At 34.6% G+C, this 23,646-nt stretch carries 19 protein-coding genes; 6 read left to right on the top strand and 13 right to left on the bottom strand.

Features of this window, described 5'->3' with window-relative positions:
- Window positions 1-25: 25 nt before the first annotated feature.
- From fetB to AACV01_RS03150, 4 genes are all read right to left on the bottom strand, one after another.
- Complete coding sequence (gene fetB / locus AACV01_RS03165; RefSeq protein WP_004242789.1) at window positions 26-796, bottom strand: iron efflux ABC transporter permease subunit FetB; 771 nt, start codon at window positions 794-796, stop codon at window positions 26-28.
- 65 nt (window positions 797-861) lie between these two features.
- Window positions 862-1,512 (bottom strand): iron efflux ABC transporter ATP-binding subunit FetA, encoded by a 651-nt coding sequence (fetA, locus tag AACV01_RS03160; RefSeq protein ID WP_004242790.1) that lies wholly within the window; start codon window positions 1,510-1,512, stop codon window positions 862-864.
- Window positions 1,513-1,806: 294 nt separating this feature from the next.
- Entirely contained in the window at window positions 1,807-2,730 is a 924-nt protein-coding gene (locus tag AACV01_RS03155; protein ID WP_161682413.1) for an alpha/beta hydrolase family protein, read from the bottom strand.
- A 118-nt stretch (window positions 2,731-2,848) separates the two neighbouring features.
- On the bottom strand, window positions 2,849-3,763 hold the full coding sequence (locus AACV01_RS03150; protein WP_161682411.1) for a helix-turn-helix domain-containing protein: 915 nt from the start codon (window positions 3,761-3,763) through the stop codon (window positions 2,849-2,851).
- 94 nt (window positions 3,764-3,857) lie between these two features.
- On the opposite strand from AACV01_RS03150, the gene AACV01_RS03145 reads away from it, so the two are divergent.
- Window positions 3,858-4,481: a TetR family transcriptional regulator gene (locus AACV01_RS03145; RefSeq protein ID WP_124725344.1), complete on the top strand. Its 624-nt coding sequence runs from the start codon at window positions 3,858-3,860 to the stop codon at window positions 4,479-4,481.
- Window positions 4,482-5,160: 679 nt separating this feature from the next.
- Window positions 5,161-6,714 carry a methyl-accepting chemotaxis protein gene (locus tag AACV01_RS03140; protein WP_060554642.1) on the top strand — a complete coding sequence of 518 codons (1,554 nt, stop codon included), beginning with the start codon at window positions 5,161-5,163 and terminating at the stop codon, window positions 6,712-6,714.
- 127 nt (window positions 6,715-6,841) lie between these two features.
- Here the strand turns inward: AACV01_RS03140 and AACV01_RS03135 are convergent, their stop codons facing one another.
- Window positions 6,842-7,840, bottom strand: coding sequence for a 2-hydroxyacid dehydrogenase (locus AACV01_RS03135; RefSeq protein WP_161682409.1), 999 nt, complete (start codon window positions 7,838-7,840; stop codon window positions 6,842-6,844).
- 158 nt (window positions 7,841-7,998) lie between these two features.
- Here AACV01_RS03135 and AACV01_RS03130 point away from each other — a divergent pair, with 158 nt between their 5' ends.
- Genes AACV01_RS03130 through AACV01_RS03120 form a run of 3 tightly spaced genes read left to right on the top strand, consistent with a single transcriptional unit; the run spans window position 7,999 to window position 11,185 of the window.
- Complete coding sequence (locus tag AACV01_RS03130) at window positions 7,999-10,635, top strand: YdbH family protein (protein WP_052715537.1); 2,637 nt, start codon at window positions 7,999-8,001, stop codon at window positions 10,633-10,635.
- Window positions 10,632-10,838: a YnbE family lipoprotein gene (locus tag AACV01_RS03125; protein ID WP_004242803.1), complete on the top strand. Its 207-nt coding sequence runs from the start codon at window positions 10,632-10,634 to the stop codon at window positions 10,836-10,838. Before AACV01_RS03130 ends, AACV01_RS03125 begins: the two co-directional genes overlap by 4 nt.
- 14 nt (window positions 10,839-10,852) lie before the next feature.
- On the top strand, window positions 10,853-11,185 hold the full coding sequence (locus tag AACV01_RS03120; protein ID WP_161682407.1) for a YdbL family protein: 333 nt from the start codon (window positions 10,853-10,855) through the stop codon (window positions 11,183-11,185).
- Window positions 11,186-11,272: 87 nt separating this feature from the next.
- Here the strand turns inward: AACV01_RS03120 and AACV01_RS03115 are convergent, their stop codons facing one another.
- From AACV01_RS03115 to AACV01_RS03085, 7 genes are all read right to left on the bottom strand, one after another.
- Complete coding sequence (locus AACV01_RS03115; protein ID WP_161682405.1) at window positions 11,273-11,839, bottom strand: fimbrial protein; 567 nt, start codon at window positions 11,837-11,839, stop codon at window positions 11,273-11,275.
- 41 nt (window positions 11,840-11,880) lie between these two features.
- A complete protein-coding gene (locus tag AACV01_RS03110) occupies window positions 11,881-14,295 on the bottom strand; it encodes a fimbria/pilus outer membrane usher protein (RefSeq protein WP_046334780.1) in 2,415 nt (804 codons plus the stop codon).
- Window positions 14,288-14,989: a fimbrial biogenesis chaperone gene (locus AACV01_RS03105; RefSeq protein WP_020945603.1), complete on the bottom strand. Its 702-nt coding sequence runs from the start codon at window positions 14,987-14,989 to the stop codon at window positions 14,288-14,290. The genes AACV01_RS03110 and AACV01_RS03105 overlap by 8 nt, the downstream gene beginning before the upstream one ends.
- A 124-nt stretch (window positions 14,990-15,113) precedes the next feature.
- Window positions 15,114-15,665 (bottom strand): fimbrial protein, encoded by a 552-nt coding sequence (locus AACV01_RS03100; RefSeq protein WP_237584987.1) that lies wholly within the window; start codon window positions 15,663-15,665, stop codon window positions 15,114-15,116.
- A gap of 384 nt (window positions 15,666-16,049) precedes the next feature.
- Entirely contained in the window at window positions 16,050-16,253 is a 204-nt protein-coding gene (locus AACV01_RS03095; RefSeq protein WP_249121620.1) for a hypothetical protein, read from the bottom strand.
- Window positions 16,254-16,546: 293 nt separating this feature from the next.
- Window positions 16,547-17,212: a fimbrial protein gene (locus AACV01_RS03090; RefSeq protein ID WP_161682401.1), complete on the bottom strand. Its 666-nt coding sequence runs from the start codon at window positions 17,210-17,212 to the stop codon at window positions 16,547-16,549.
- Between the two features lie 299 nt (window positions 17,213-17,511).
- Window positions 17,512-18,132: an FMN-dependent NADH-azoreductase gene (locus tag AACV01_RS03085; RefSeq protein WP_041701115.1), complete on the bottom strand. Its 621-nt coding sequence runs from the start codon at window positions 18,130-18,132 to the stop codon at window positions 17,512-17,514.
- Between the two features lie 221 nt (window positions 18,133-18,353).
- Here AACV01_RS03085 and hrpA point away from each other — a divergent pair, with 221 nt between their 5' ends.
- Window positions 18,354-22,250: an ATP-dependent RNA helicase HrpA gene (gene hrpA / locus AACV01_RS03080; RefSeq protein WP_161682400.1), complete on the top strand. Its 3,897-nt coding sequence runs from the start codon at window positions 18,354-18,356 to the stop codon at window positions 22,248-22,250.
- Between the two features lie 388 nt (window positions 22,251-22,638).
- Here hrpA and AACV01_RS03075 read toward each other — a convergent pair whose 3' ends face one another.
- Complete coding sequence (locus tag AACV01_RS03075; RefSeq protein WP_161682398.1) at window positions 22,639-23,643, bottom strand: fimbrial protein; 1,005 nt, start codon at window positions 23,641-23,643, stop codon at window positions 22,639-22,641.
- Window positions 23,644-23,646 lie beyond the last annotated feature (3 nt).

The following is a 23,646-nucleotide window of genomic DNA, read 5'->3' as shown; positions in this document are numbered from 1 at the left end:
GTTACACAGAGGGAGAGTCATTATCTTATTGATTAAACGTCATTAACTGATGGCGTTGATTAAAGAATTTCTTATAGGTTAAATAGCAAGCAATAATTGTTGAAATACTGGCGGTTGCCATCAACATAAAGGTGACCATAATTTGGTATTTAACCGCTTGTAGTGGATCAACACCGGCAAAAATTAATCCAGACATCATTCCAGGTAAGCTTACGATCCCCACGGTCTTGGCTGCGTCAACGGTCGGAATTAACGACGATTTAATACTATCTCGAATAATAGCCATTGAAGCAATTTTAGGGGTTGCCCCTAAACTTAACATTTCTTGGATCTGTTGTTGATGATTTTCAAAACGTTGCCCAAGCTGATTATAACAAAGTCCGGTCGCAATCATTGCATTCCCCGCGATCATACCGGTAATAGGAATGATTTGGATAGGGGTAAAGGCAATGGCATGAGTAAAAAGTAAAATACTTAAGGTGAGCAATGCCCCTGTGGTAATAGCGACAAATGAGATAATAAAAATATCTTTAACGTATTTACTGCGTTTTTTAGCATTATAGGCAGCGTTATAACAGATAAATAAGACCATTAGAAATGTAAGGATAATATGGTCGACATCGAAAATATAAGTTAATACGTAGCCAACAATAAAGAGTTGAATTATCGCTCGGGCGGTACTCCAAATAATATCTTTCTCTAATGAAAGTTTCTCTTTTCGGCTAATAAATATAGCCACTAAGACCAGTAACAGAGAAAAAATAAGAGATTCATTACTGATTGTATGTTCGTTCATAATAATTTATTTACTCACTGCTCAATAAAGTTAAAACTAAGGGGGTAATGGAAGTAAACCTAACCTTAATTGTTCATATGACTCGGTAAGTGGATCACATCATCGGCATGTTTGATTTCATTTTGATCGTGAGTTACCCATAATGCAGCGATTTTTTGCTCTTTGACGTAATGATGGATAAGCTCATTGACTTTTATTTTATTGTCTTCATCAAGAGCACTAGTAATTTCATCAAGCAATAACACTTTAGGCAAAAACTGTAGGTTACGGATAAGTGAGATACGCTGTTTTTCACCACCAGAAAGTTCATTAATACCTTTATTTAAAATCTCATTGGGCAAATTAAAGTAATCTAAATCTTTCGCTAATTTCTTCTCATCAACGGCGATTTTGCGTAGTAAATAAGGAAATTTAAGATTGTCATAAACCGTTTCACCAAATAACATCGGGGTTTGAGTACAATACGAAACTTGTTGTCGGTATTGTTCAGGAGAAAGGGTTAAGTAGTCTTTTCCGTCAAAGAAAAGTGTGCCACTTGTCGGTGATAATAAAGAAGCAATGATTTTTAATAACGTACTTTTTCCACAGCCAGAAGGGCCTGTAATCAATTTAAATTCAGAAGGTTGTAGTGAGAAAGTCACATTATCTAGAATAATTTTGCTATCGAGTTGAAAGCCAATTTTTTCCAGACATAGTAGTGCGCGATTATTGTTCATTCTGATCCTATACATCTAGAAGAGAGAAGTTATCACTATTATACAAGGTTAATTGTATAATGATCCTGTTCCATATCAGTGATCTGATAACAAGATTTAACTTAAGTATAAGAGCATAAAGGTGTGATGATAAATTGCTTTTCTCTATCACTACTATCAGTCAATCAATATTAAATAGCCAATAGGGGAAACAGAAAGATAACGCGGCATAAAAGATTAAGCATGATAAAATAGGCCTAATCATCGGCTCGTAAAAATTATCTTAATATAATAAGTCAAGATAGGATGAATAAGTTATTTATTATATTGCGCATACCATTGCTGTATATCTTGAACGACTTTTCCGGTTAATCGCTCACCTTGTTGATTATAAAAACCATGATTTAATTTATCATATTTAATAAATGTCACATTAGGTTGCGTTATCTCTTGAGATAATTGATGGAATGCAACCACATCTACATTGATATCATCTAATGTTTGAACAATTAATACCGGAGTTTGCGTGTTGCGCTTAATCACCTCAAGTAGATCAATAGCAAGATATTGTTGCCACCATAATTTGCTATGTTCACTAACAAATTGCTCATCACCAATTTGATTCGTTATTATTGCATTAGCGAGTTGTTGAAAGCTATTTATTGCTTCTTCCACATGCTCTTTAGGTGTTGTATTGCGTATATTGTACAGTACATCATCAAGGAAAAAACGACCACCGCCATTTAATGCGATTGCAGCGCTAACATCATGACGTTCAGCAACAACTAAATGAACCATTGTTGCGCCTTCACTTCCTCCAAGTAATACAATATTGGTGTAATTAGGGGATAATTTATCTAGCACTGCTAAATAATCAGCAAGCCTTTGGCTAGGATTATCATGCAGTTTATAGTTTTTAGGGCAATCTTCTCTTTCACCATTATCGTCGGAATAAGTCAATTGTGCTGTAATACCATACTTTTCAACCATTAAAACATCACTACTCGGTAGCCATCTACCAAAGGTTTCTTGAATAAAAGTATTATTTTTTATGCTATTACAGTCAGAACCTTGCATTAAAACTAACAGTGTTTTGTTATGTTCAGCTTGTTTATCTAGATAATAAATCAGTTCGCTATTATCTTGGCGAATTAGTTTATGTGTGCTTATTTCTGCGTAGCTTGATGTTATTGATGATACTAAGAAAGTGGTGCAGAGCAACAAAGAACAAATACGCATAGAACAACCTTATTAACCAAGGGAGGGTGAGAGAGAAGGATGGCTAAATAATCCATCAAGACGGTTAATTAGCCATATCAATAAACTGAAAGTCAAGTCGTTAAGTACTTATTACTGATTAATGAATTGGAACGTAATAATCAATTTCCAGTGTTTTTGGTAGTTCCATAATGTCGCTATCTGTTTCTATACAAATGTAGTTTTCAATATCTGGCCCTAAACGACGACATAACCCCAAAGCCGGTAAAGTATAAAAGTAGATCTTGATGGCAAATTGTTTATATTCTTCTAACGTGCCTTTAAATTGGAAACGAACATAACGCCCGCCTGCAATCGCTTTTTTTCTGAAACCACGGGGTCTGGTAAAGTGATCTAAATTGTTTAGGCCAATTTCATAATCAATCTGGATCTTATCTTTACGTAATGTATTTGGCTGATAAGAAATTAACACACTACTTTCCGTAAAGTTTTTATCTGTGTACAACAAAAAATCATTCCAAAACTGATGACGAATATCTTCATGTAGCTTGCCAATATCCTCGATAGAGCAAAAGTATTGGTATTGAATAACATAAAGAAAGCTTTCAGGTAGCTCGATAATATTTGGAATAGGGAGGTCGGTAACTTCAAAATTGATGGGGGGCTGAAAATTGTCGCTACACAACACATCAACTTTACTGTATTCCGAAGGAGTAACGCCAAAAACAGCTTTAAAGCGGCGTGTAAAAGATTGCTGCGAATCAAATTGATAGCGTAGTGCGATAGTTAATACCGGAAGTTTAGTTAAGCGCAATTCAGTGGCGGCTTTGGTCAGTCGTCTACCACGAATATAAGAGGCTAATGTTAAGCCCGTTGCTTGCTTAAACACCCGTTGCAAATGCCATTTTGTATAACCTGATTTTATCGCTACATCATCAAGTAATAACGGCTTTTCTAGATTTACCTCGATCCAGAGCAGAAGTTCTTTAATCACTTCTATATTAAACGAAGATAAAGAATTGGAAGGGATAAGTCCATTGAACTGAGATGACATGATGATTTCCTGAAAAGATATTTTGTTCAGTTTACACAAAACTGATACCCATATATTATTACATACTTATGGTATGTTTTATGGGTTTTTTATCATGAAATTAAAATCACGGCAACAAGAGAATTCAGAACAAACACGCTTAGCTTTACTTGAAGCCGGGCAATATCTCTTTGTAAATCAATGCTATTATGATGTTTCCATTGATGAAATATCACGTTATGCAAGGGTCACTAAAGGGGCGTTTTATCATCATTTCAGTAATAAAAAAGCCCTTTTGAGAGAGTGTTATTTACTGCAAGTTAAGCATGCTGTTCAAAAATTAGATGAAGTGCCTACTTATGATGATAAATGGCAAGAGCTAACGGCGCTCTTCTCTCTTTGTGTTGACCATATTTATCAGTGTAAAAACGAGTTAATTCCCTTACAAGAAGTTATCTCGGTATTAGGTTGGAAAGAGTGGGAAGAGATTGACGCCAACATTCTTATTCCTCGTATCCAACACTGTGTTGATATTCTCTTTGCTGAAAAACAGATCTGTGCTTATTCACCGGCTATTGTGGTGAATTTAATTTATGGTTTTATTACTCATATTGCTATCAATCTAAAAAATGAAGCGTCATTGCCGAAAGAGGCATGTAGTGACTTTAAAGCTATTTTTGCTGATTTTTTAATCGGGGTAAAACAAGCATCACCACAGCGTCATCAACATATGGCATAAAGAGGTATTAAAATACCTCTAAGCATTGTGCAAAAGATTAACAATCAACAAATAATTCTGTTCAATTATTACTGTATTATTGAATAGCAAAACATAGCGATTGAATAAAGAGATAAGTTTAATTGAACTAACTAAAAAATAATTAAAAATAGAATAAGTAATCTTTCTTAATATCGTTAATCTATTTGAGTTAAATAACCTAATGTCCACAGTATTAAGCAATAGCATTATTTTTTAAGAAAGTAACAACAATTCTTTCTGTTTAAATAAAAAAGTATGATTAGTTTAATTTATAAAATAAATACTGATATTGTATGATGAATTGGTCATGCTTTAAAATTTATCCTGTTCATTCTAAAAGATAATTAATCATTTAATTTTTTATCAATCAAATCATAATGCTAATGGAATATTATGTAACGAATTGCTTAGTGGACAGTGAAATGAAATGTTTATTTCAAAAATAAAAAATAGATTTCACTATGCTCTAAAGTTTTTGATGAAAATGACCGACATTATCAATGTGAGCAGTCTCTTACCTGTCTCTATAATCTAAAAAATAATCTTTAATTTATTTTGTTAACACTAGGGAATGCACTCTTTTTTACTAAAGAGTGCATTCTGATATCTTACAAATATACAGAAAAATCAAAGCTGTATATTTTGCTGGAATATGATTATGTTTAAAAACATCAGTATAGAAAAAACCGTTAAAGTTATGCTGGCTATTTTATTTGTACTTATTATGAGCATTATTTACTTTAGTTATGATGCTTCAACACGCTCTTATCATAACTTTGTTTCATCAAATAACTTAAGTCAGCAAATGTTGCTGATGGGAAAAGCGCGTTATCAAATGGCGGTGATCAGAGCGAATATTAATGGCTTGGATGGGCAGTTAAGAGTGAATGAAAAACCTTCTGCTAAATACCTTCATCAAACTCAAGAATATATAAAAATCACCCGTGAAGAGATCCACCGTTGGGCGGATGCTGAAAAGTTAACCATGGAAGGGCGTCAGGTTGCCGATGATATGACGAAACGTTTTGATGAGCTTTTAGATATATTTACCGATGCTTTAGCTAAATTACGTAAAGGACAATTGACTACGCACTCTGCTAGTCAAAAAATGGATGAACTCAACGAGATCACCATGACATATTATGCAGTCGCCAATGGTATTGAGAATAATTATATTGATATTGCGAAAACCTCACAACAGCGCATTATGCTAATGGCGTTAGTCACAGCGATTATTGTCATTATGCTCTTTATCATTATCTTACGTTGGTTCTCTCATAGCTTTATCGGCAATATTAAAGTGCTTATTAATATTTTTAGTAAAATGAGCCAAGGCGATTTAAGTATGCGAGTAGAAAATCACGGTAACAATGAATTTGGTAAGCTATTTAATGAAATGAATAAAATGAAAGTTTCATTAAGTCAAATGATTGCTTCGGTAAAAAATGCAGTAAACACCATTAGCGTCAGTGCAAGTGAAATAGCAACAGGTAATACTGACCTCTCCTCACGTACTGAAGAGCAGGCTAGTGCGCTACAACAAACCGTTGCAAGCATGGAGCAAATCAAAACCACGGTTGAAAAAAATGCTGATAACTCACGCCAAGCTAGCCAGTTGGCATTAAGAGCGACAACGTCAGCACAAAACGGCGAAAAGGTGATGGATAATGTTATCGAAACCATGTCGTCGATTTCTGAAAGTGCAAAGAAGATCTCAGATATTAATGACATCATTAACAGTATTGCCAATCAAACCAATATTCTCTCATTGAATGCCGCGGTTGAAGCGGCTAGAGCGGGTGAACAAGGTCGCGGATTTACCGTTGTTGCAGCCGAAGTGCGTAACTTAGCCAGTCGTAGTGCAGAGGCAGCCAAAGAGATAAATGAACTTATTACCCATTCGGTAAATAAAGTACAGGTTGGATCACAACAAGTGACCGAAGCAGGGCGCTCCATGTCGGAAATTGTGACTACCATTAGTCAAGTTAATGATTTTATGCAACAGATTGCCTTAGCCTCTAATGAACAAAGTATGGGGATTAATCAAATTGCTATGGCCGTAAGTGAGATGGATACCGTGACTCAACAAAATGCGGCACTTGTGGAAGAGTCTGCCACTATTACTGCCAATATGGATGACGAAGCTCATCAGCTTGCCAATTTAGTCTGTCAATTTAAAGTAGATGAGAAAGAAAATACTAGGCATGCATAAAAGGGATAGCTTACGCTTGATAAAAATGTACCTAAGAAGATAAATATGTTGTTAATTCATTAACCAAGACGAATAAGATAAAACCCCTTTAGCCACTCAAAGGTGACTAACAGGGGTTTTTAGAGACTTAGGCTTTCACTTCGTTAGGTGATGTTATACCTGCAGCAACCTCTTTAATATTGTGCAATGTCGTTTCACTAATACTAATTAATGCTTCTTCAGTTAAGAATGCTTGGTGCCCGGTAAACAATACGTTATGGCAAGAGGAAAGGCGACGGAACACGTCATCTTGAATAACATCATTTGATTTATCTTCAAAAAATAAATCGCGCTCATTTTCGTAGACATCCATGCCTAATGCGCCAATTTTACCTTGTTTTAAGGCATTAATAGCAGCTGCAGAATCAATTAAGGCCCCACGGCTAGTGTTGATGATCATTACGCCATCTTTCATTTGCGAAAAAGCACTTTCATTTAATAAATGATGATTTTCTGCGGTTAATGGGCAATGCAACGAAATAACATGTGAATTTGCGTAAAGAGTCGCTAAGTCAACATATTCCGCACCCAAATCTAATACAGCTTGGTTTGGATAAGGATCATAGGCCAATAGCTTCATACCAAAGCCTTTTAGTATGCGTAAAGTCGCTAGACCAATTTTCCCCGTACCGATAATCCCTGCAGTGCGATTATGCATATTAAAGCCAGTTAAGCCTTCTAAGGAAAAGTTTGCATCACGGGTACGCTGGTAGGCTCTGTGAATACGACGATTTAACGAGAGCATCATCCCAACAGTATGCTCAGCAATCGCTTCTGGGGAATAAGCCGGCACACGCACTACGGTGATCCCTAATTCTGCCGCTGCCTTAAGGTCAACATTATTAAATCCCGCACAACGCAGTGCAAGGATATGGATGTTGAGACTGGCAAGCTCTTGTAATACCGCACGATTAGCATCATCATTAACAAAGATACAGACTGCATCTGCGCCGACGGCATTTTTTGCTGTTTGTTCAGTCAAATTAAAGTCAAAATATTCGATATCATAATGATATCCATTATGCTGATTGGCCCATTCCATGTGTTTGCGGTCATAATGTTTAGTACTATAGGAAACAATTTTCATCCTGTACTCGCTTATTATCGATTAAAATTTATTTTGAGAGTGAGAAAACAAGAATTATCTAACCCCAATAGAGAAGCATTTAATACTATTATTATAAACAATTTAATGGGTAAAGTGGATGTTCGGAATGTGGTTAATGTGATCAAAAGGAAAATGAGGTGTTGTTAAAGAAAACAATCAAATGGACAGGGATGATACTACTGGGTGTCGGCGCAGTTAGCACGACCTTGTGGCTCACCATTCCACGTTGGTTACCTGTTGTGGCTAAAAGCTATTTACCTGAAGGTGTTTCACTCTCTTTAACACAACCTAGGTTACAACAATGGGGTGTTTTTATTGATGATATCGCATTAAAAAGTGATAGCTGTACCTTGGCTAATGTGCAGCAATTTACGTTTAACTATCAAAAACAGCAAATTGATAGCCTATCATTTAATAGTCAACAACTTACTATTAACGAAGGGTGTTTTTCACAATTATCTTTTGCAGATAAAAAAGAAACCGCAACAGTTCCTCTCGATATTCATGCGTTATTAGCTACTATTCCTCACTTATCGGTTGATATCAATCATGTTTCTTTAATGGATAATCAGCGCTATAACGGCCATTTTCAGCTTAAAAGTGATACAAATGGGCGATTAATCAGCTATCAGGGAGATAATACGCAGATACAAGCGCTGATCCGTGATAATCAATGGTTAGATATTAAACAATTAAAGATTAATTTGCCTGACGATAATCAGATAGAGCTGGCGGCTGAAATCGCGTTACCTCTTAATGTTGATTCATTACCAGAAAATGGTTCTATCAGCACAACATTGTTAACATCCCATTATGCTTACCCATTAGTCTTTATTGCTCAATGGCAAGGGAATAGCGGTACCATTTCTATTGCTGAACAAGGAGGAGGGCAAGCGTTAGCTGTGTTGCCTTGGAATGTAACTGCAGAAAATATCACGATAGAAAAAGGGCGTTGGGAATGGTTTGGGCTTGATCAACCCTTACGTGGTGGTGTGAATATCAACATTGCCCAGTGGCAGCAAGGATTAACGGGATTACGCTTAACTGCGCGCTTAAATGTTATGACGCAAGGGCATGCAGGGAAAGGGAATTTAGTGATGACGATACCTGAAACGGCGATTAACTGGTTAGATGCAGATATACCTATTCAATTGACAGGAATTGTAAATAAAGATCTCATGCAAGCCAGTGCACAACTTCCCGTTAAAGTGACCGGTATGTTGACAGATCCTACTATCGAATTTCAGCCCGGTTCACTATTACGCTTTAAAGGGCAACTAACAGAAACGCTGACGGTAAAAGATGCTCGTTTACCACTGGCTGGCTCAACATTATCTTCCAAAGGATTTAATGGTCACCTAAATGCGATTGTGTTAGCTGAAGATACTATTTGGGGGGATTATCGGGTCCATTTTGCTGGACGTTCGACCGATTTCTTACCTGATCAGGGCAATTGGCAATGGCGTTATTGGGGAGAGGGCAATTTATTGCCATTAAAAGCGCGTTGGGATATCGCTGGAACTGGCTCTTGGGTAGATAACATGGTGAGTTTTGAGACATTAAATACCGGATTTGATGTTTTAACTTATCAGCATACCAGTATGTTAGCCCCTAGGTTGACGCTTTTAACGCCATTTCGTTGGTTAAGAGACGATAAAAACCCGTTATTTGAAGGCAAATTAAAGTTAACCAGTCAACGAATTGATTTTCCTGCGGGGGGATTCTTAGATAGAGCGGATTTTATTGCCAGTGTAAAAGGTCAATCTCCTTTTCGTTTTTATATGAAAGGCGAGCTCAATGCCAAGCCAACTATTGGACCTATAACGATTAATACACGTTGGGATGGTGAAAGGCTAAGAGGGCAGATGCGTTGGCCTGCACAACCAATCAATGCCTTTCAATCTTTATTGCCAGAAAAATTAGGCATCACATTAGATAATGGCGAATTTTATACACAAGCTGACTTTTCTATTGCCCCTCAACAAGGTTTAGTTGCTGGTGGACATCTAGTGGTTAAGCAAGGCAGCATGTGGCTAAAAGATGGCGTATTAGAAGGACTCGATTTTATTTTACCTTGGCGTTTAAACGGTGACGAATGGCAATTAGGTGTAAAGCAACCAGTGCAACTACGCATTAAGCGCGTCAACAATTTATTTGAAATGACAGATATTACCGCCGATCTGCAAGGATTTTACCCTATTACAGAAGCAAAACCTTTAGTTTTATCTAATGTTAAGGTTGCTATGCTTGATGGCACTATTTCTATGGCTAAATTAGCATTACCACAGCATGAAGCGGCGATTATCTCATTAGATAATCTAGAATTAAGTCGGCTTTTCACTTTATTGAAGGTGACCCAATTTGCCGCATCAGGTAAAGTAAGTGGCGAATTACCTTTCTTTATCAATAACAATCAGTGGATAGTGAAAGATGGGTGGCTGGCTAATTCATCGTACTTAACCCTCAGGCTTGATAAAGATTTTGTTGACTCTATTGATGATAGCAATATGACAGCCGGTGTCGCTATGGCATGGTTACGATATTTAGAGATTAGCCGCTCTTGGACGCGGGTTAATTTAAGCAACCTAGGTGAATTAGTACTTGAAGCGGAAATCCAAGGGAAAAATCCATTGGAAGACAAACGGCGACAAGTAAATCTTAATTATCGCCATCAAGAAAATATTTTTCAGTTATGGCGCAGCTTGCGATTTGGTTCGCAATTGGAAGAGTGGTTAGAAAAGAGCCTATCCGATTTAGGGAGTGAGTCAGAATGATGTTATTATTTTTAAAAAGACTATTTTTATTTGTTATTTTCACTATCGGCATATCAGCACTCACTGGATGTATTCGATTAGAGGTTGCTACCCCGGAAAAACCGATAAACATTAATATGAACGTTAAGATTGAACATGAAATTAATGTCAAAATAGATCGCCAAGTTGAAGACTTGCTGAAAAACAATAGTGCTATATTCTAACGCTGGAGTGAATAATGAATTATAAAAAATATCTCTTTAGTTTTGCATTAATCACAGCATTGATTAGTTCAAATGCCGTTGCGTTAACACTTGATGAGGCGCGCGCGCAAGGTCTAGTAGGGGAAACCTTTAGTGGTTATGTTGAGTTAGTGCAACCAAACCATAAGCAAGCTCAAATATTGGTGAATGACATCAATCAAGCCAGAAAAGCCAAATACGCTGAAATTGCTAAAACCAATCAAGTGACTCCTGAGTCTGTTGCCCGTTTAGCGGGTGAAAAATTAGTAGCAAGAGCCAGTTCAGGTGAGTTTGTTAAAGGAATTAATGGGCAGTGGATTAAGAAATAATATCCACTACCCAAGTAGCGATAAAAGAGAGACTAAATTATTCTCATAGCGTTGATATAGTGATAATTCCTATTATCACTTTATTTTTTAGTCTACTATTTTGATTTTATCAGATTCAACAATCTGATCGTTCGCTTCTGCAATGAACGTAATATGAGCAATTACATTTCCTGGCTTTGGGGGAAGATTATCTTTTTTGACATAATTTACAGCGAAACGAAAAAAAGCTTCATTATTTTCATCAATATTTTTGGTGAATGCATTTCTCTGGTTTAAATTAATAGGATTATCTTCAAGATCAATTAATTGGAATGTCACATTATCACTTGCTGTAGGGCCTGTTGCATGATTGATAAGGTAACCATTATTAGGATCAATATCTTTATTATCAAAATTTACGGTTATTTTAGTATTACTTTCTGAACAATTATTAAAAAACATTCCAATATATCTAGTATAGCGTTCATCAGCTAAGGTTCCAGCATGATGTGTAGCAAAATCATCAGTACTTATATCACGAAGTATAATGGGATATATGGAAGTATCACAATTTACTGATGGTGGTAAACTACCTCTTCTATTATCAGATAAAGCAATAAAAGGGAAGTATAGCAATAATAGAGGAATTAAAAATTTTATATTTATTGATTTCATAGAAACACCTTACATAAATATTCAAGAATAAAAATTATTCATTATTGGCAATCAATTTGTTTCTTAATAATTGAATTATTTTTACTTTCATTTTTTACGTTATAATTGAAGAAACATTGTTGCTCCTCTGTATCTCCCCATTTTACTTGTACCGTTCCGGTTTCTTTTATTCCGGAGAGGAATATTCTATTGTGGTCATAGACAGAATCAATAGAAATGAGATTGTTATTATCATCAAATACCATTACATTGGCAGCAAAAGGAATTGGTGTATTTGAGGTAAATAAAACATTATAGCCGACATTTATAGGGAAATTGATTTTTGCTACCGCACCTAAAGTAGGTACGATGATTTTACTTTGAGTTTTAGTATTACTAAACTCGGGTAACGAATTTATGTTTAGTCCAATAGTATTTTTACGATATGGCATGATGTGCGGTAATATTAAATTACCGTTATTGTCTGTCGTGGCTTGTGAAGAACGATTAGTTTTAATTCCGGCAATGCCATTTGTATTTACAATAGCAAAAGTATTACCTAAATCAGGTGCCAAAGTTATTCCACTTTGATGTAACACTATTGCACCATTAATCCCTAATCTTAAATTGGTTTTATTATTAGACAATTTAGTTGCATTAATAGAATAAGATTGATATCTCCCCTTATACTGAGTATTTACTGAAGTATGATAACCAGCATTTGGGTGGCTAAAATCCCGTTGGTAATTAATAGAATATCCTAAGCGGTAGTGTTCTAGTAAACTTCCCCCAATAGTCGTACTATTTATATAACGTTTATTGTTTGGATGATAATCAAATTGATTGCTTACCCAATGATAGGATTGAGAGCTATTTGTTAGTGGAATATTAAAATTTAAAGAAAAATGATTGTCATTATAATATCTTTCATTTTTATATTGATATTTTATACTATAATTCATTTTTTTTATAGAAGATGATAGAGAAGTATTGATTGTAAAGTCGTTTTTTCTTTTGGCATAAGAATTTTGATGGTAACCAATAGAAAATGTCCCGAAAGATTTAATCGGTTGAAAAAGAGAAATTGTATAGCTATTTTTTATGTTGTCTTTTTGACTTTGCCTATAGTTAACACTATCAGGCTTTATTGATTGATAATGGCTAGAAGATATATTTAAAGAAGTACCAATATTGCTCCATCGTTTATTATAGCGCAACTGGTATTTTAATAGACTATTGTAATCAAAATAGCTAATATCACTAGCGACTCCCCCCCAACGTCCTAAATCTAATGATAATCCTGAAAAGAAAGTATTGCTATTCAGTTTCTTTCTAATTGCACCATAGGCAGTTATTTTTTGATTAATACCATAGGAGAACTCACCCAGTAAAAAAATAGGGTTATTATTTTGATTATCAAACTGGTTATATCTATCATAAGAATATCCAGAAATAAAATTATATTGATAACGACCTTTTTTTAATTGGTTTGGCATTGTAGTAAAGTAATGCGTACTTTTTCTTATACGTCCATCTGCTTCTTTTATTTCTAATACCAATTCATTGCTACCTATAACAGGTAGATCGTTTAAAACAAAAGGCCCAGGAGGAACAATAGTTTCATAAATGGTTCTTCCTTGTTGTTTCACTTTAATTTCAGCATGAGATTCTGCAATCTCTTCTATGATAGGACTATTCATATAGAGATCATTACCAGAGAGCAAATTACTAGATATAAGTTGAAATCCAATTAATTTATCTGTTGATAACATTCTACTGGTTGGTCGAAATTCCCCCACATTAAGCGTTGCCAACAGCGTATTTAATTGATGATAAGCATATAATGAGTATAGTTTAAATTGCTGTTGCTTATCCGTGTGGTGATAATAACTTTTACTACGTACTCGCCAAGCACCTAAGTTAGCACCTGAATTAAAACTGATGTTGTGGTCTATCTTATTTTGATTGTTATATTTACCAAAATAAGAATACGAGCTAAATAAAGCAGGGACACCATCATCCCATAAAACTTGGCTAGCAAGCTTATTTTTTTTATTATCTAAGGCTTTTTGTGGAATAGTTAAATATAATGATTGCGAGGAAAAGTTATATTTGAAATCAATATTGTAATCGCTTAATAACAAATCAGAACTTAAATCAACAGGAATATTATAAAAAGATGGATCAATATTTAAACGAATTAAATCATTAGCATTAATTCTTGGCGTTAATATACCTTCTTTATTTTCATAATATAAAATAATAGTTTCTTTTTCCATGTTGTTGATATAAATATTTGTTGAGTAATAGCCATCAGGATGTTCATTATTTAATAAGTTACTGATGGTTTTATTATCAATATTTGACAATACACTTTTATATAGAGAATGAATATTATTGTTAGCAATAGAAAAGAAAGGGTATGCATTTAATATCAATAGCAAAGATGTTTTTAGTCTAAAACTTGCCTTACTCATAAACAAGCTCCTTTGGGGGTGCAATGATAGTCTGTTCATACTCATCGATTCTCTTCCAATGTACTTTTTTATCCTTAATATTTTTAGTTATTTTTTTATTTTTTATACTGTAATCTTTAAATGGCGATAGGGTTATTCTCTCATTTAATATATCAATATCATCCACCTTTGCTTCTGCTATGGTAATAAAATAAGGAGTGGGATTGTTTATTTTAATAAAATCTTCATTATTAATAAAAAAATTAATGTCTTTATTATCACTTTTGTTAATAATATTGCTAGGTGTATAGAAAAGGTTATATATTGAGTTTAAAGAAATAAGAAGCAAGTTTTTATCAGCCATTTCATCATCTATAACTGGAACTAATTTTATATTTACTCTATATACAGATTCTTGGTTGATTTCTTTTATATCATCCGTTTTGATAATTTTTAATGTAAAATTATCATTTGGTGCTAATCTTATTAAACTAGGAGAAATGATAAATGGTGCCTCACTATTATCTTCTTTGTTATAGTGTGATACCCAACTTTGAATAATATAGCTTTCTTTTTCGCTGTTATTTTTTATATCAAATAGAATTTCTTTATCTTGTTCTTTATAAAAAAATCTATCCTTATTAATTTTAATAGAAGCATAACATGAGAATGTAAAGGCAAATGATATTATATAAATAATGTATTTTTTAATCATATGTTTTTAATTAACCATTAGATAAGTTATTTATTGTATTAATCCATAAGTAAAAAGCCGGTATTTCCCCGACTTTTTATTGGGCTAAAAATTAAAGAAAAATTATATTTAATTTTTGACTTTTTTATTGGATATCATCAGTGACGTAAGCATCAAAAGATAAGGTAGAACTGAAAACACCTTCGGTAACCTTATCACTCCCTCCTGGTCCTTCATATTTTAATGAAAACATTATTCCATGCCCAAGCGGATTAGATGTATAATTCGAAGAAAATGTACGTTGACGTGGATTATCACTATTAAGTTGAATAGGGTTATTCTCATCATCTAATAATACTACTCGAGCATTGGTAGCATCTGATCCCTTATTACTATTTGTTAAATAAGAATTATCTTGTTGTTTAAAAGTTACTATAACTTTTTTATCTACTTCCGGATTAGTACAGCCAGTAAAATCTATAGAAAACGTTGTCGGAGGAGTACTTTCAAGAGTATCAATTTCAGCATTCTGTAATTTAACTGTAGCTACAGGTTGAACCTGACAAGTTAGGGGATCTTTAACTACTCTGCCTTGGATAGTTATATTCTTAGAGTCAACGGAAACATGTCGTGCAATAGCTTGTGTTGATAAAGAAAGTGTAGATAGAATTAATAGTGAAAATAATGATTTTTTCATTCTAAAGTCCATTTAAGTATTAATTGTAGTTACAAATTTGCTCATAATTAAGAGCGAGATAATAATATTTTTTTACGTGAACTTTGACAAGTTATATATAATTGCAATAAGTATTTGTTTTTTAAATAATTAGAAATGGGTGCTTTATATGGTGGGTAAGTTGGATTTAAATATCGAAGTATAGGTAAACGGTGAAGTATTTATCTGTTGATGTTTTTTTTTTAAAAAAAACAGAGGTTTTTTTTTGTAATTATATTTATAAAAAATAGCACCTCGATTAAAGGTGCTATTAGATATATTTTTATTTTATTATTATTTTTTTATTAATTATTAAATCTATTTCTTTTTATGCTTGAGCATGTGACTGATATATATATTCCTCACCTAGCGCAGTACCCTAGGTGAGAATAAACTGTACATTATTAATACCAATAAATGATAAAATTGTGTTAGATATGGAATAATTAAATCAGAGGGTTGTCCTTTATGGATATCGCCACGACTCGTTAATACAATAACTTGCTTATCTTCAAGTAATTCGACAGCCCCAGCTTCAGTATATTTAAAGGTTTCGCCTGCACGCGCAATAAAATCAATATAATGTTTTAATTGAGAGGGGATGGAGAAATTATATATAGCCGTATCTTTGCCAAAAGCAAATGATGTGGCTTGATCTAAAACGGGAATGAGATCTTTTGCCAGATCACGTAGGGTAATGAGGTCATTTTGATGGTGTTTTTGCCAATTTATAATCTTATGTTTTTTAATAAACCATTAGATAAGTTATTTATTGTCTTAATCCATAAATAAAAAGCCGGTATTTCCCCGACTTTTTATTGAGTTAAAAATTAAAGCAGAATTATATTTAATTTTGGCCTTTTTTATTCATCGTCGAATCTTACGTTTTCGAAGCCGGCACCACTTAGGAGGACTGCTGCTGGGAATCCTTCGTCGGCATTACTTTGCATGGACTCTCTTCCGTCGGAAACTTCGACGATATCATCAGTGACGTAAGCATCAAAAGATAAGGTAGAACTGAAAACACCTTCGGTAACCTCATCACTCCCTCCTGGTCCTTCATATTTTAATAAAAAAATCATGCTAGCCCCAATCGAATAATCAGATAGATAATCCGAAGAAAATGTACGTTCATCTTGATTAGCATTAAGTGGAATAGGTTCATTCTTACTATAATCTAATAATGCTACTCGAGCATTGGTAGCATCTGGTCCCTTATGAGTATTTGTTAAATAAGAATCAGCTTGTGGTTTAAAAACTACTTTAACTTTTTTATTTCCCTTCGGTTTATCACAGTCAGTAAAATTTATACTAAAGTATGCAAAAGGAGTATTTGAAAAAGCATCAATTTCAGCATTCGGTAATTTAACTGTACCTACAGGTTGAACCTGACAAGTTGGGGCATCTTTTTTAACTACTCTGCCTTGGATAGTTATATCCTTAGCGTCAAGTGTAACATGTCGTGCAATAGCTTGTGTTGATAAAGAAAGTGTAGATAGAATTAATAGTGAAAATAATGATTTTTTCATTCTAAAGTCCATTTAAGTATTAATTGTAGTTACAAATTTGCTCATAATTAAGAGCGAGATAATAATATTTTTTTACGTGAACTTTGACAAGTTATATATAATTGCAATAAGTATTTGTTTTTTAAATAATTAGAAATGGGTGCTTTATATGGTGGGTAAGTTGGATTTAAATATCGAAGTATAGGTAAACGGTGAAGTATTTATCTATTGGGCTTTTTTTTTAAAAAAAACAGAGGTTGTTTTGTGTAATTATATTTATAAAAATAGCACCTCGATTAAAGGTGCCATTAGATATATTTTTATTTTATCATTATTTCTTTATTAATTATTAAATCTATTTCTTTTTGTGCTTGAGCATGTGACTGCTGGGCACATTCTTCGCCCAGCGCAGTACCCTCGGTGAGAATAAACTGTACATTATTAATACCAATAAATGATAAAAATTGTGTTAGATATGGAATAATTAAATCAGAGGGTTGTCCTTTATGGATACCGCCACGACTCGTTAATACAATAACTTGCTTATCTTCAAGTAATCCGACAGCCCCAGCTTCAGTATATTTAAAGGTTTCGCCTGCACGAGCAATAAAATCAATATAATGTTTTAATTGAGAGGGGATGGAGAAATTATACATAGGCGCTGTGATCACAATAATATCATGTGCTTTTAATTCATTAATTAATGTATCAGAGAGTGCTCTAGCGGCTTTTTGTTGTTCTGATAACATAGCCGTATCTTTGCCAAAAGCAAATAATGTGGCTTGATCTAAAACGGGAATGGGATCTTTTGCCAGATCACGTAGGGTAATGAGATCATTTTGATGATGTTTTTGCCAATTTTCTATTAAATAGTCAGCCATTTTATTGCTGTGTGAGTAATTTTCTAAAATACTGGATTTTAGTACAAGAAGCTTGTTCATTTTATTCTCTCGGTAACTATCTGTTATGTTTATATAAGTCAAATTTTATCTTATCTGAAAAATTTCACACCATAATCGTTTGAATATGCTATTCAAATTTATTGATTATATATATTCATAGAATAAGAAAATTCATCAACCCTTTATGTGCAAATTGGCTGTTGTGATATCATGGCAACAATATTATTGGGTTAAAGAAACCTCAAAAAGGATAACAAAAGGTGGCACTATCATCTGCGATGCTCTACAAAGAGATAGAGCAACTCTCGTTGCGGGATCAGCAACGATTGAGAAAACGCTTACGTGGCGTTGATAAAATAAGTAAAGAAACGTCGAAACAGGCGGTATTAAGCGAGATTGAGCAGGATATTATTGTCGCAAAACAGCGTATATTAAATCGACAAGCTCACTGTCCTAAAATTGTTTATCCAGAAAACTTGCCTGTTAGCCAGAAAAAAGAGGCTATCTACAATGCAATCAAAGATAACCAAGTGGTTATTATTGCAGGGGAAACGGGATCGGGTAAAACAACTCAGATCCCGAAAATTTGTCTCGAATTAGGGCGAGGTGTAAAAGGTTATATTGGGCATACGCAGCCTCGACGTTTAGCTGCACGCTCTGTCGCAGAGCGAATTGCCCATGAATTAAACACAACATTAGGTGAGTCTGTCGGGTATAAAGTTCGTTTTAGTGATCATGTTGGTGATAACACGCTGGTTAAGTTAATGACTGACGGGATTTTATTAGCTGAACTACAACAAGATAAGCTGTTATTACAATATGATACTATTATTATCGATGAAGCCCATGAACGTAGCTTAAATATTGACTTTATTCTTGGTTATTTAAAGCAGCTTTTGCCCAAACGCCCAGATTTAAAAGTGATTATTACTTCTGCCACTATCGATCCTGAGCGTTTCTCTAAGCATTTTAATCAAGCTCCTATTATTGAGGTATCTGGCCGAACTTATCCGGTCGAAGTGCGCTATCGTCCTATTGGTGGTGACGCTTTGGATAGTGATAAGGATATGACTGAGGGCATTATTGATGCGATTGATGAGTTAAGTCGAGAAAGTGCGGGTGATATTCTTATTTTTATGAGCGGTGAACGTGAGATAAGGGATACCGCAGAGGCATTAAATAAATTACAACTACGTCATACCGAAGTTTTACCACTATTTGCTCGTCTTTCTAATAGTGAACAAAACCGGATATTTCAGCCTCATACCGGAAGACGCATCATATTAGCAACCAATGTTGCCGAAACTTCTCTTACGGTACCTGGCATTAAATATGTGATTGATACGGGTTATGCACGTATTAGTCGATATAGTTATCGAACCAAAGTTCAGCGCTTACCCATAGAGCCAATCTCTCAAGCTTCTGCGGATCAGAGAAAAGGGCGTTGCGGTCGTGTTTCTGATGGTATTTGTATTCGTCTTTATTCTGAAGATGATTTTATTTCCCGTGCGCAATTTACCGATCCTGAAATACTAAGAACCAATCTTGCTTCGGTTATTTTACAAATGACCTCGATAGGATTAGGGGATATTAGCGGATTTCCTTTTGTACAAGCGCCCGATAAACGCAATATACAAGATGGTGTACGCTTATTAGAAGAGCTGGGTGCCTTACAAGAGGGTACTGATAATAAAGGTGCTTATCGTTTGACGCCGATGGGGAAACAATTAGCTCAGCTTCCTATCGATCCAAGATTAGCGAGAATGGTTCTTGAAGCGCGCAAATATGGTGCAGTTAGAGAATTAATGGTGATCACATCGGCGCTTTCTATTCAAGATCCTCGTGAAAGACCGATGGACAAGCAACAAGCATCAGATGAAAAACATCGTCGTTTCCAAGATAAAGATTCAGATTTTCTTTCATTACTCAATTTATGGGACTATTTAAAAACTCAGCAGAAAGAATTGAGTCACTCTCAGTTTCGAAAACACTGTCGCCAAGAGTTTTTAAACTTTATGCGAGTTAGGGAATGGCAAGATGTCTATACGCAACTACGCCAAGTTGTGAAGGAATTAGGTTTTCCAATTAATAGCCAACCGGCCGATTTTAAAAGTATTCATGTGGCTTTATTAAGTGGGCTATTATCACATATCGGGCAAAAAGATAGCGATAAGCAGGAGTTTACTGGCGCGAGAAATGCGCGTTTTGCTATTTATCCCGGCTCGGGGTTATTTAAAAAACCGCCCAAATGGACCATGGTGGCAGAATTAGTAGAAACATCACGGCTATGGGGGCGTATTGCTGCACGCATTGAAGCGGAATGGATTGAACCTATCGCCACCCACCTAGTTAAACACCACTATAGTGAGCCTCATTGGTCAAAAGCACAGGGTGCGGTAATGGCTAATGAAAAAGTCACCTTATATGGTTTACCTATTGTGGCTTCGCGATTAGTAAATTATGGCAAAATTGATCCACTATTATGTCGAGAGCTATTTATTCGCCATGCGTTGGTAGAAGGCGATTGGCAAACTCGGCATGCTTTTTTCCGTGAAAATTTAAAATTACGTACCGAGGTTGAAGAGTTAGAGCATAAATCACGCCGTCGCGATATTTTGGTAGATGATGAAACGCTGTTTACATTCTACGATCAACGAATACCACAAGATGTTATCTCTACCCGCCATTTTGATAAATGGTGGAAAATAGCGCAAAAGAATTCACCTGATTTGCTGAGCTTTGAAAAAAGCATGCTTATCAAAGAAGATGCTAAACGTGTTAGTGCATTAGATTATCCAAATTATTGGCATCAAGATAATTTAAAATTACGCTTAACTTATCAGTTTGAGCCAGGTACAGCAGCAGATGGCGTCACTGCCCATATTCCATTACCGATTTTAAATCAGGTTAAAGATGAAGGTTTTGATTGGCAAATTCCGGGTATTCGTCATGAATTAGTCGTTGCCTTAATAAAATCATTACCTAAACCTATACGTCGTAATTTTGTTCCTGCGCCTAACTACGCTTCAGCTTTTTTAGAACGAGTGGTTACCCCTGAAGGTGAATTACTCGATAAATTAGAAAAAGAGCTACGTAGAATGACCGGCGTTACGGTCGAACGTGACAGTTGGCAACTTGAGCAAGTGGCCGATCACTTAAAAATGACTTTTCGAGTTGTTGGTGACAACAATAAAACCCTTGCTGAAGGAAAAGATCTTAATCAGTTAAAAGCACGTTTAAAGGACAAAGTTCAAGAAACATTATCAGCGGTAGCAGATGATGGTATTGAGCAGCAAGATTTACATATTTGGAGTTTTGGTGACTTGCCACAACGCTACGAACAAAAGCGTGGTAGCTATTCAGTTAAAGCCTATCCGGCATTAGTGGATGAAAAGAATAGTGTTGGTATCAAGCTATTTGAAACAGAAACAGAGCAACAAGCGGCAATGTGGCAGGGGATAAGACGGTTATTACTACTTAATATTCCTTCACCCATTAAATACTTGCATGAAAAATTGCCTAATAAAGCAAAATTAGGTCTTTATTTTAATCCTTATGGCAAGGTGCTAGATCTGATTGATGACTGTATCGCTTGTGGGGTTGATAAACTCATTGCTTCTTATGGGGGATTAATATGGCAAGAAGAGCAATACCAAAAACTCCAAGATTATGTCCGTGCTGAATTAAACGATGTTGTTGTCGAAATTGCTAAACAAGTTGAATCTATTTTAACTCAGGTATTTGCAATAAATAAACGCTTAAAAGGGCGGGTCGATATTAGTGTTGCTTTTGCATTGTCTGATATTAAAGCACAACTTAATCAATTAGTTTTTCCCGGATTTGTCACATCCCATGGCTGGAAACGACTTGCGGATATTCCTCGCTATCTCAGTGCCATTGAAAAACGTATGGAGAAATTAGCGATTGATCCTAACCGTGATAGAGCACAAATGAGCCGAGTTGAAAATGTCATTTTGCAGTGGCAACAGTGGTTAGCTAAGTTAACCGAGAAGCAAAAGCAGCAAGAAGAGGTACAAAATATTCGTTGGATGATAGAGGAATTAAGAGTGAGTTTATTTGCTCAACAGATAGGAACACCTTATCCCATCTCTGATAAACGCATCTTACAAGCTATTGAGTCTATCTCATTAAGTTAATGCTGATAGATAAACCCACAATGGTGAGTTATAGCCATTGTGGGTTTATATACTACTATTATTGATAATGTACTGAAATGGTAAATTGATCATTAATATTGTCAGCTAAAACCACTTTATTACTGTCTAAGATAAAAGATGTTATTGCGCTATTTTTTATTGAAATGGCAGTGTTCTTTTTAATATTCAATATACTATTAGCGTTTTTTATTATTGATGGACAATTTGATATCTTCAATATAACTTCTTGGTTCTCTTTTGATTTATTATCATCCATTATGTATTCACAGCTAGTTTCATAGATATAATAAGCATTTACAGAAAACACAGGTAGTAATATTAATAACATGATAATAGGAGTTACATGTTTTTTCATAGGGGACATAAATTATTTATACTCTAAGTTTACATTAATCTGTGATGTTACCTTACCGGGCAATATATTTTCACTCATCTTCACATACCCTACTGAGAAAGGGAAAGTATATTCAGTCGAAGGTGTTCTATGAACGCTATTATAAATAACATTACCTAAATAATATTTATTATCATTATATTTAATTGATAAACCTACCCCAGAAGGGGTGCCATTATTAAGAAGTGTTAATAAATTAGTATTTCTACTTTTATAAATAGCAGGTGCATCAAGCTTTAATGAAACTAATGTATCTTGGTTACAAATAACACCAATAGAAAAATGTGTTTCATTAGCGGGTATTGAATCACTTAAACTGTTTTTTTCTACAGGCGCTAATTCAATATTAGGTTGGTCAATATTAAGTTCGCAAACTTTATTCTGGGGCTTCTCAATAATCAAATTATTATAAGTAAATTTTTTATTATCTAATGTATAAACAAGAAAATCATCCATAACAAATATGTCGCTCAGAGGTTCTAGAACGATTTCGCCTATTTTTATTAATTGAATATATAGTCTTGGCCAACTATCAGTACAATATATATTTTTATATCCTTCTTTTCTATTTTGAGCGTTACAGACATTTGCATATTCAGGTGTTACATTAAACTCATTGCCTACAAAGTTAAAAGGTGTTTTATTAACTGATATCTTAAAGCCAACTCCTGGAATATTTGTTTTGAAAATATCATCTTTATAATGCCTTGCGTTAATGATTAATTTTAGATCAACTTCCTTTTTACAATGAAGAATTGACGTAGATAGAGCGGCATCAGTAAAACTCATTTCTGCGATAGGTTGGCCAATATCGACACCTAAATCAATATCACTAGCTTTAAATCTAATAGTATGTACTGGAATAAACCCATTGTCTGTTATATCGTCATAAACGCAATTGTTACTAAAGCTTTTATATGGTTCATCAGAATAACAATGAAATGAGAGTAAATAAATTAAAATAATAATGTATTTCATTTT

The sequence above is a fragment of the Proteus sp. G2609 genome (assembly GCF_963896135.1).
Taxonomy (GTDB): Bacteria; Pseudomonadota; Gammaproteobacteria; order Enterobacterales; family Enterobacteriaceae; genus Proteus; species Proteus mirabilis.
This window is presented reverse-complemented; position numbering and strand designations above follow the sequence as displayed.

Excerpts from the sequence above, each read along its gene's own strand:
- AACV01_RS03075 (WP_161682398.1), bottom strand. The coding sequence starts at position 23,643 with ATGAAATACATTATTATTTTAATTTATTTACTCTCATTTCATTGTTAT.
- AACV01_RS03145 (WP_124725344.1), top strand. The coding sequence starts at position 3,858 with ATGAAATTAAAATCACGGCAACAAGAGAATTCAGAACAAACACGCTTA.
- AACV01_RS03110 (WP_046334780.1), bottom strand. The coding sequence starts at position 14,295 with ATGAGTAAGGCAAGTTTTAGACTAAAAACATCTTTGCTATTGATATTA.
- AACV01_RS03135 (WP_161682409.1), bottom strand. The coding sequence starts at position 7,840 with ATGAAAATTGTTTCCTATAGTACTAAACATTATGACCGCAAACACATG.
- fetA (WP_004242790.1), bottom strand. The coding sequence starts at position 1,512 with ATGAACAATAATCGCGCACTACTATGTCTGGAAAAAATTGGCTTTCAA.
- AACV01_RS03100 (WP_237584987.1), bottom strand. The coding sequence starts at position 15,665 with ATGAAAAAATCATTATTTTCACTATTAATTCTATCTACACTTTCTTTA.
- fetB (WP_004242789.1), bottom strand. The coding sequence starts at position 796 with ATGAACGAACATACAATCAGTAATGAATCTCTTATTTTTTCTCTGTTA.
- AACV01_RS03105 (WP_020945603.1), bottom strand. The coding sequence starts at position 14,989 with ATGATTAAAAAATACATTATTTATATAATATCATTTGCCTTTACATTC.
- AACV01_RS03085 (WP_041701115.1), bottom strand. The coding sequence starts at position 18,132 with ATGAACAAGCTTCTTGTACTAAAATCCAGTATTTTAGAAAATTACTCA.
- AACV01_RS03120 (WP_161682407.1), top strand. The coding sequence starts at position 10,853 with ATGAATTATAAAAAATATCTCTTTAGTTTTGCATTAATCACAGCATTG.
- AACV01_RS03115 (WP_161682405.1), bottom strand. The coding sequence starts at position 11,839 with ATGAAATCAATAAATATAAAATTTTTAATTCCTCTATTATTGCTATAC.
- AACV01_RS03090 (WP_161682401.1), bottom strand. The coding sequence starts at position 17,212 with ATGAAAAAATCATTATTTTCACTATTAATTCTATCTACACTTTCTTTA.
- AACV01_RS03140 (WP_060554642.1), top strand. The coding sequence starts at position 5,161 with ATGTTTAAAAACATCAGTATAGAAAAAACCGTTAAAGTTATGCTGGCT.
- AACV01_RS03150 (WP_161682411.1), bottom strand. The coding sequence starts at position 3,763 with ATGTCATCTCAGTTCAATGGACTTATCCCTTCCAATTCTTTATCTTCG.
- AACV01_RS03125 (WP_004242803.1), top strand. The coding sequence starts at position 10,632 with ATGATGTTATTATTTTTAAAAAGACTATTTTTATTTGTTATTTTCACT.
- AACV01_RS03155 (WP_161682413.1), bottom strand. The coding sequence starts at position 2,730 with ATGCGTATTTGTTCTTTGTTGCTCTGCACCACTTTCTTAGTATCATCA.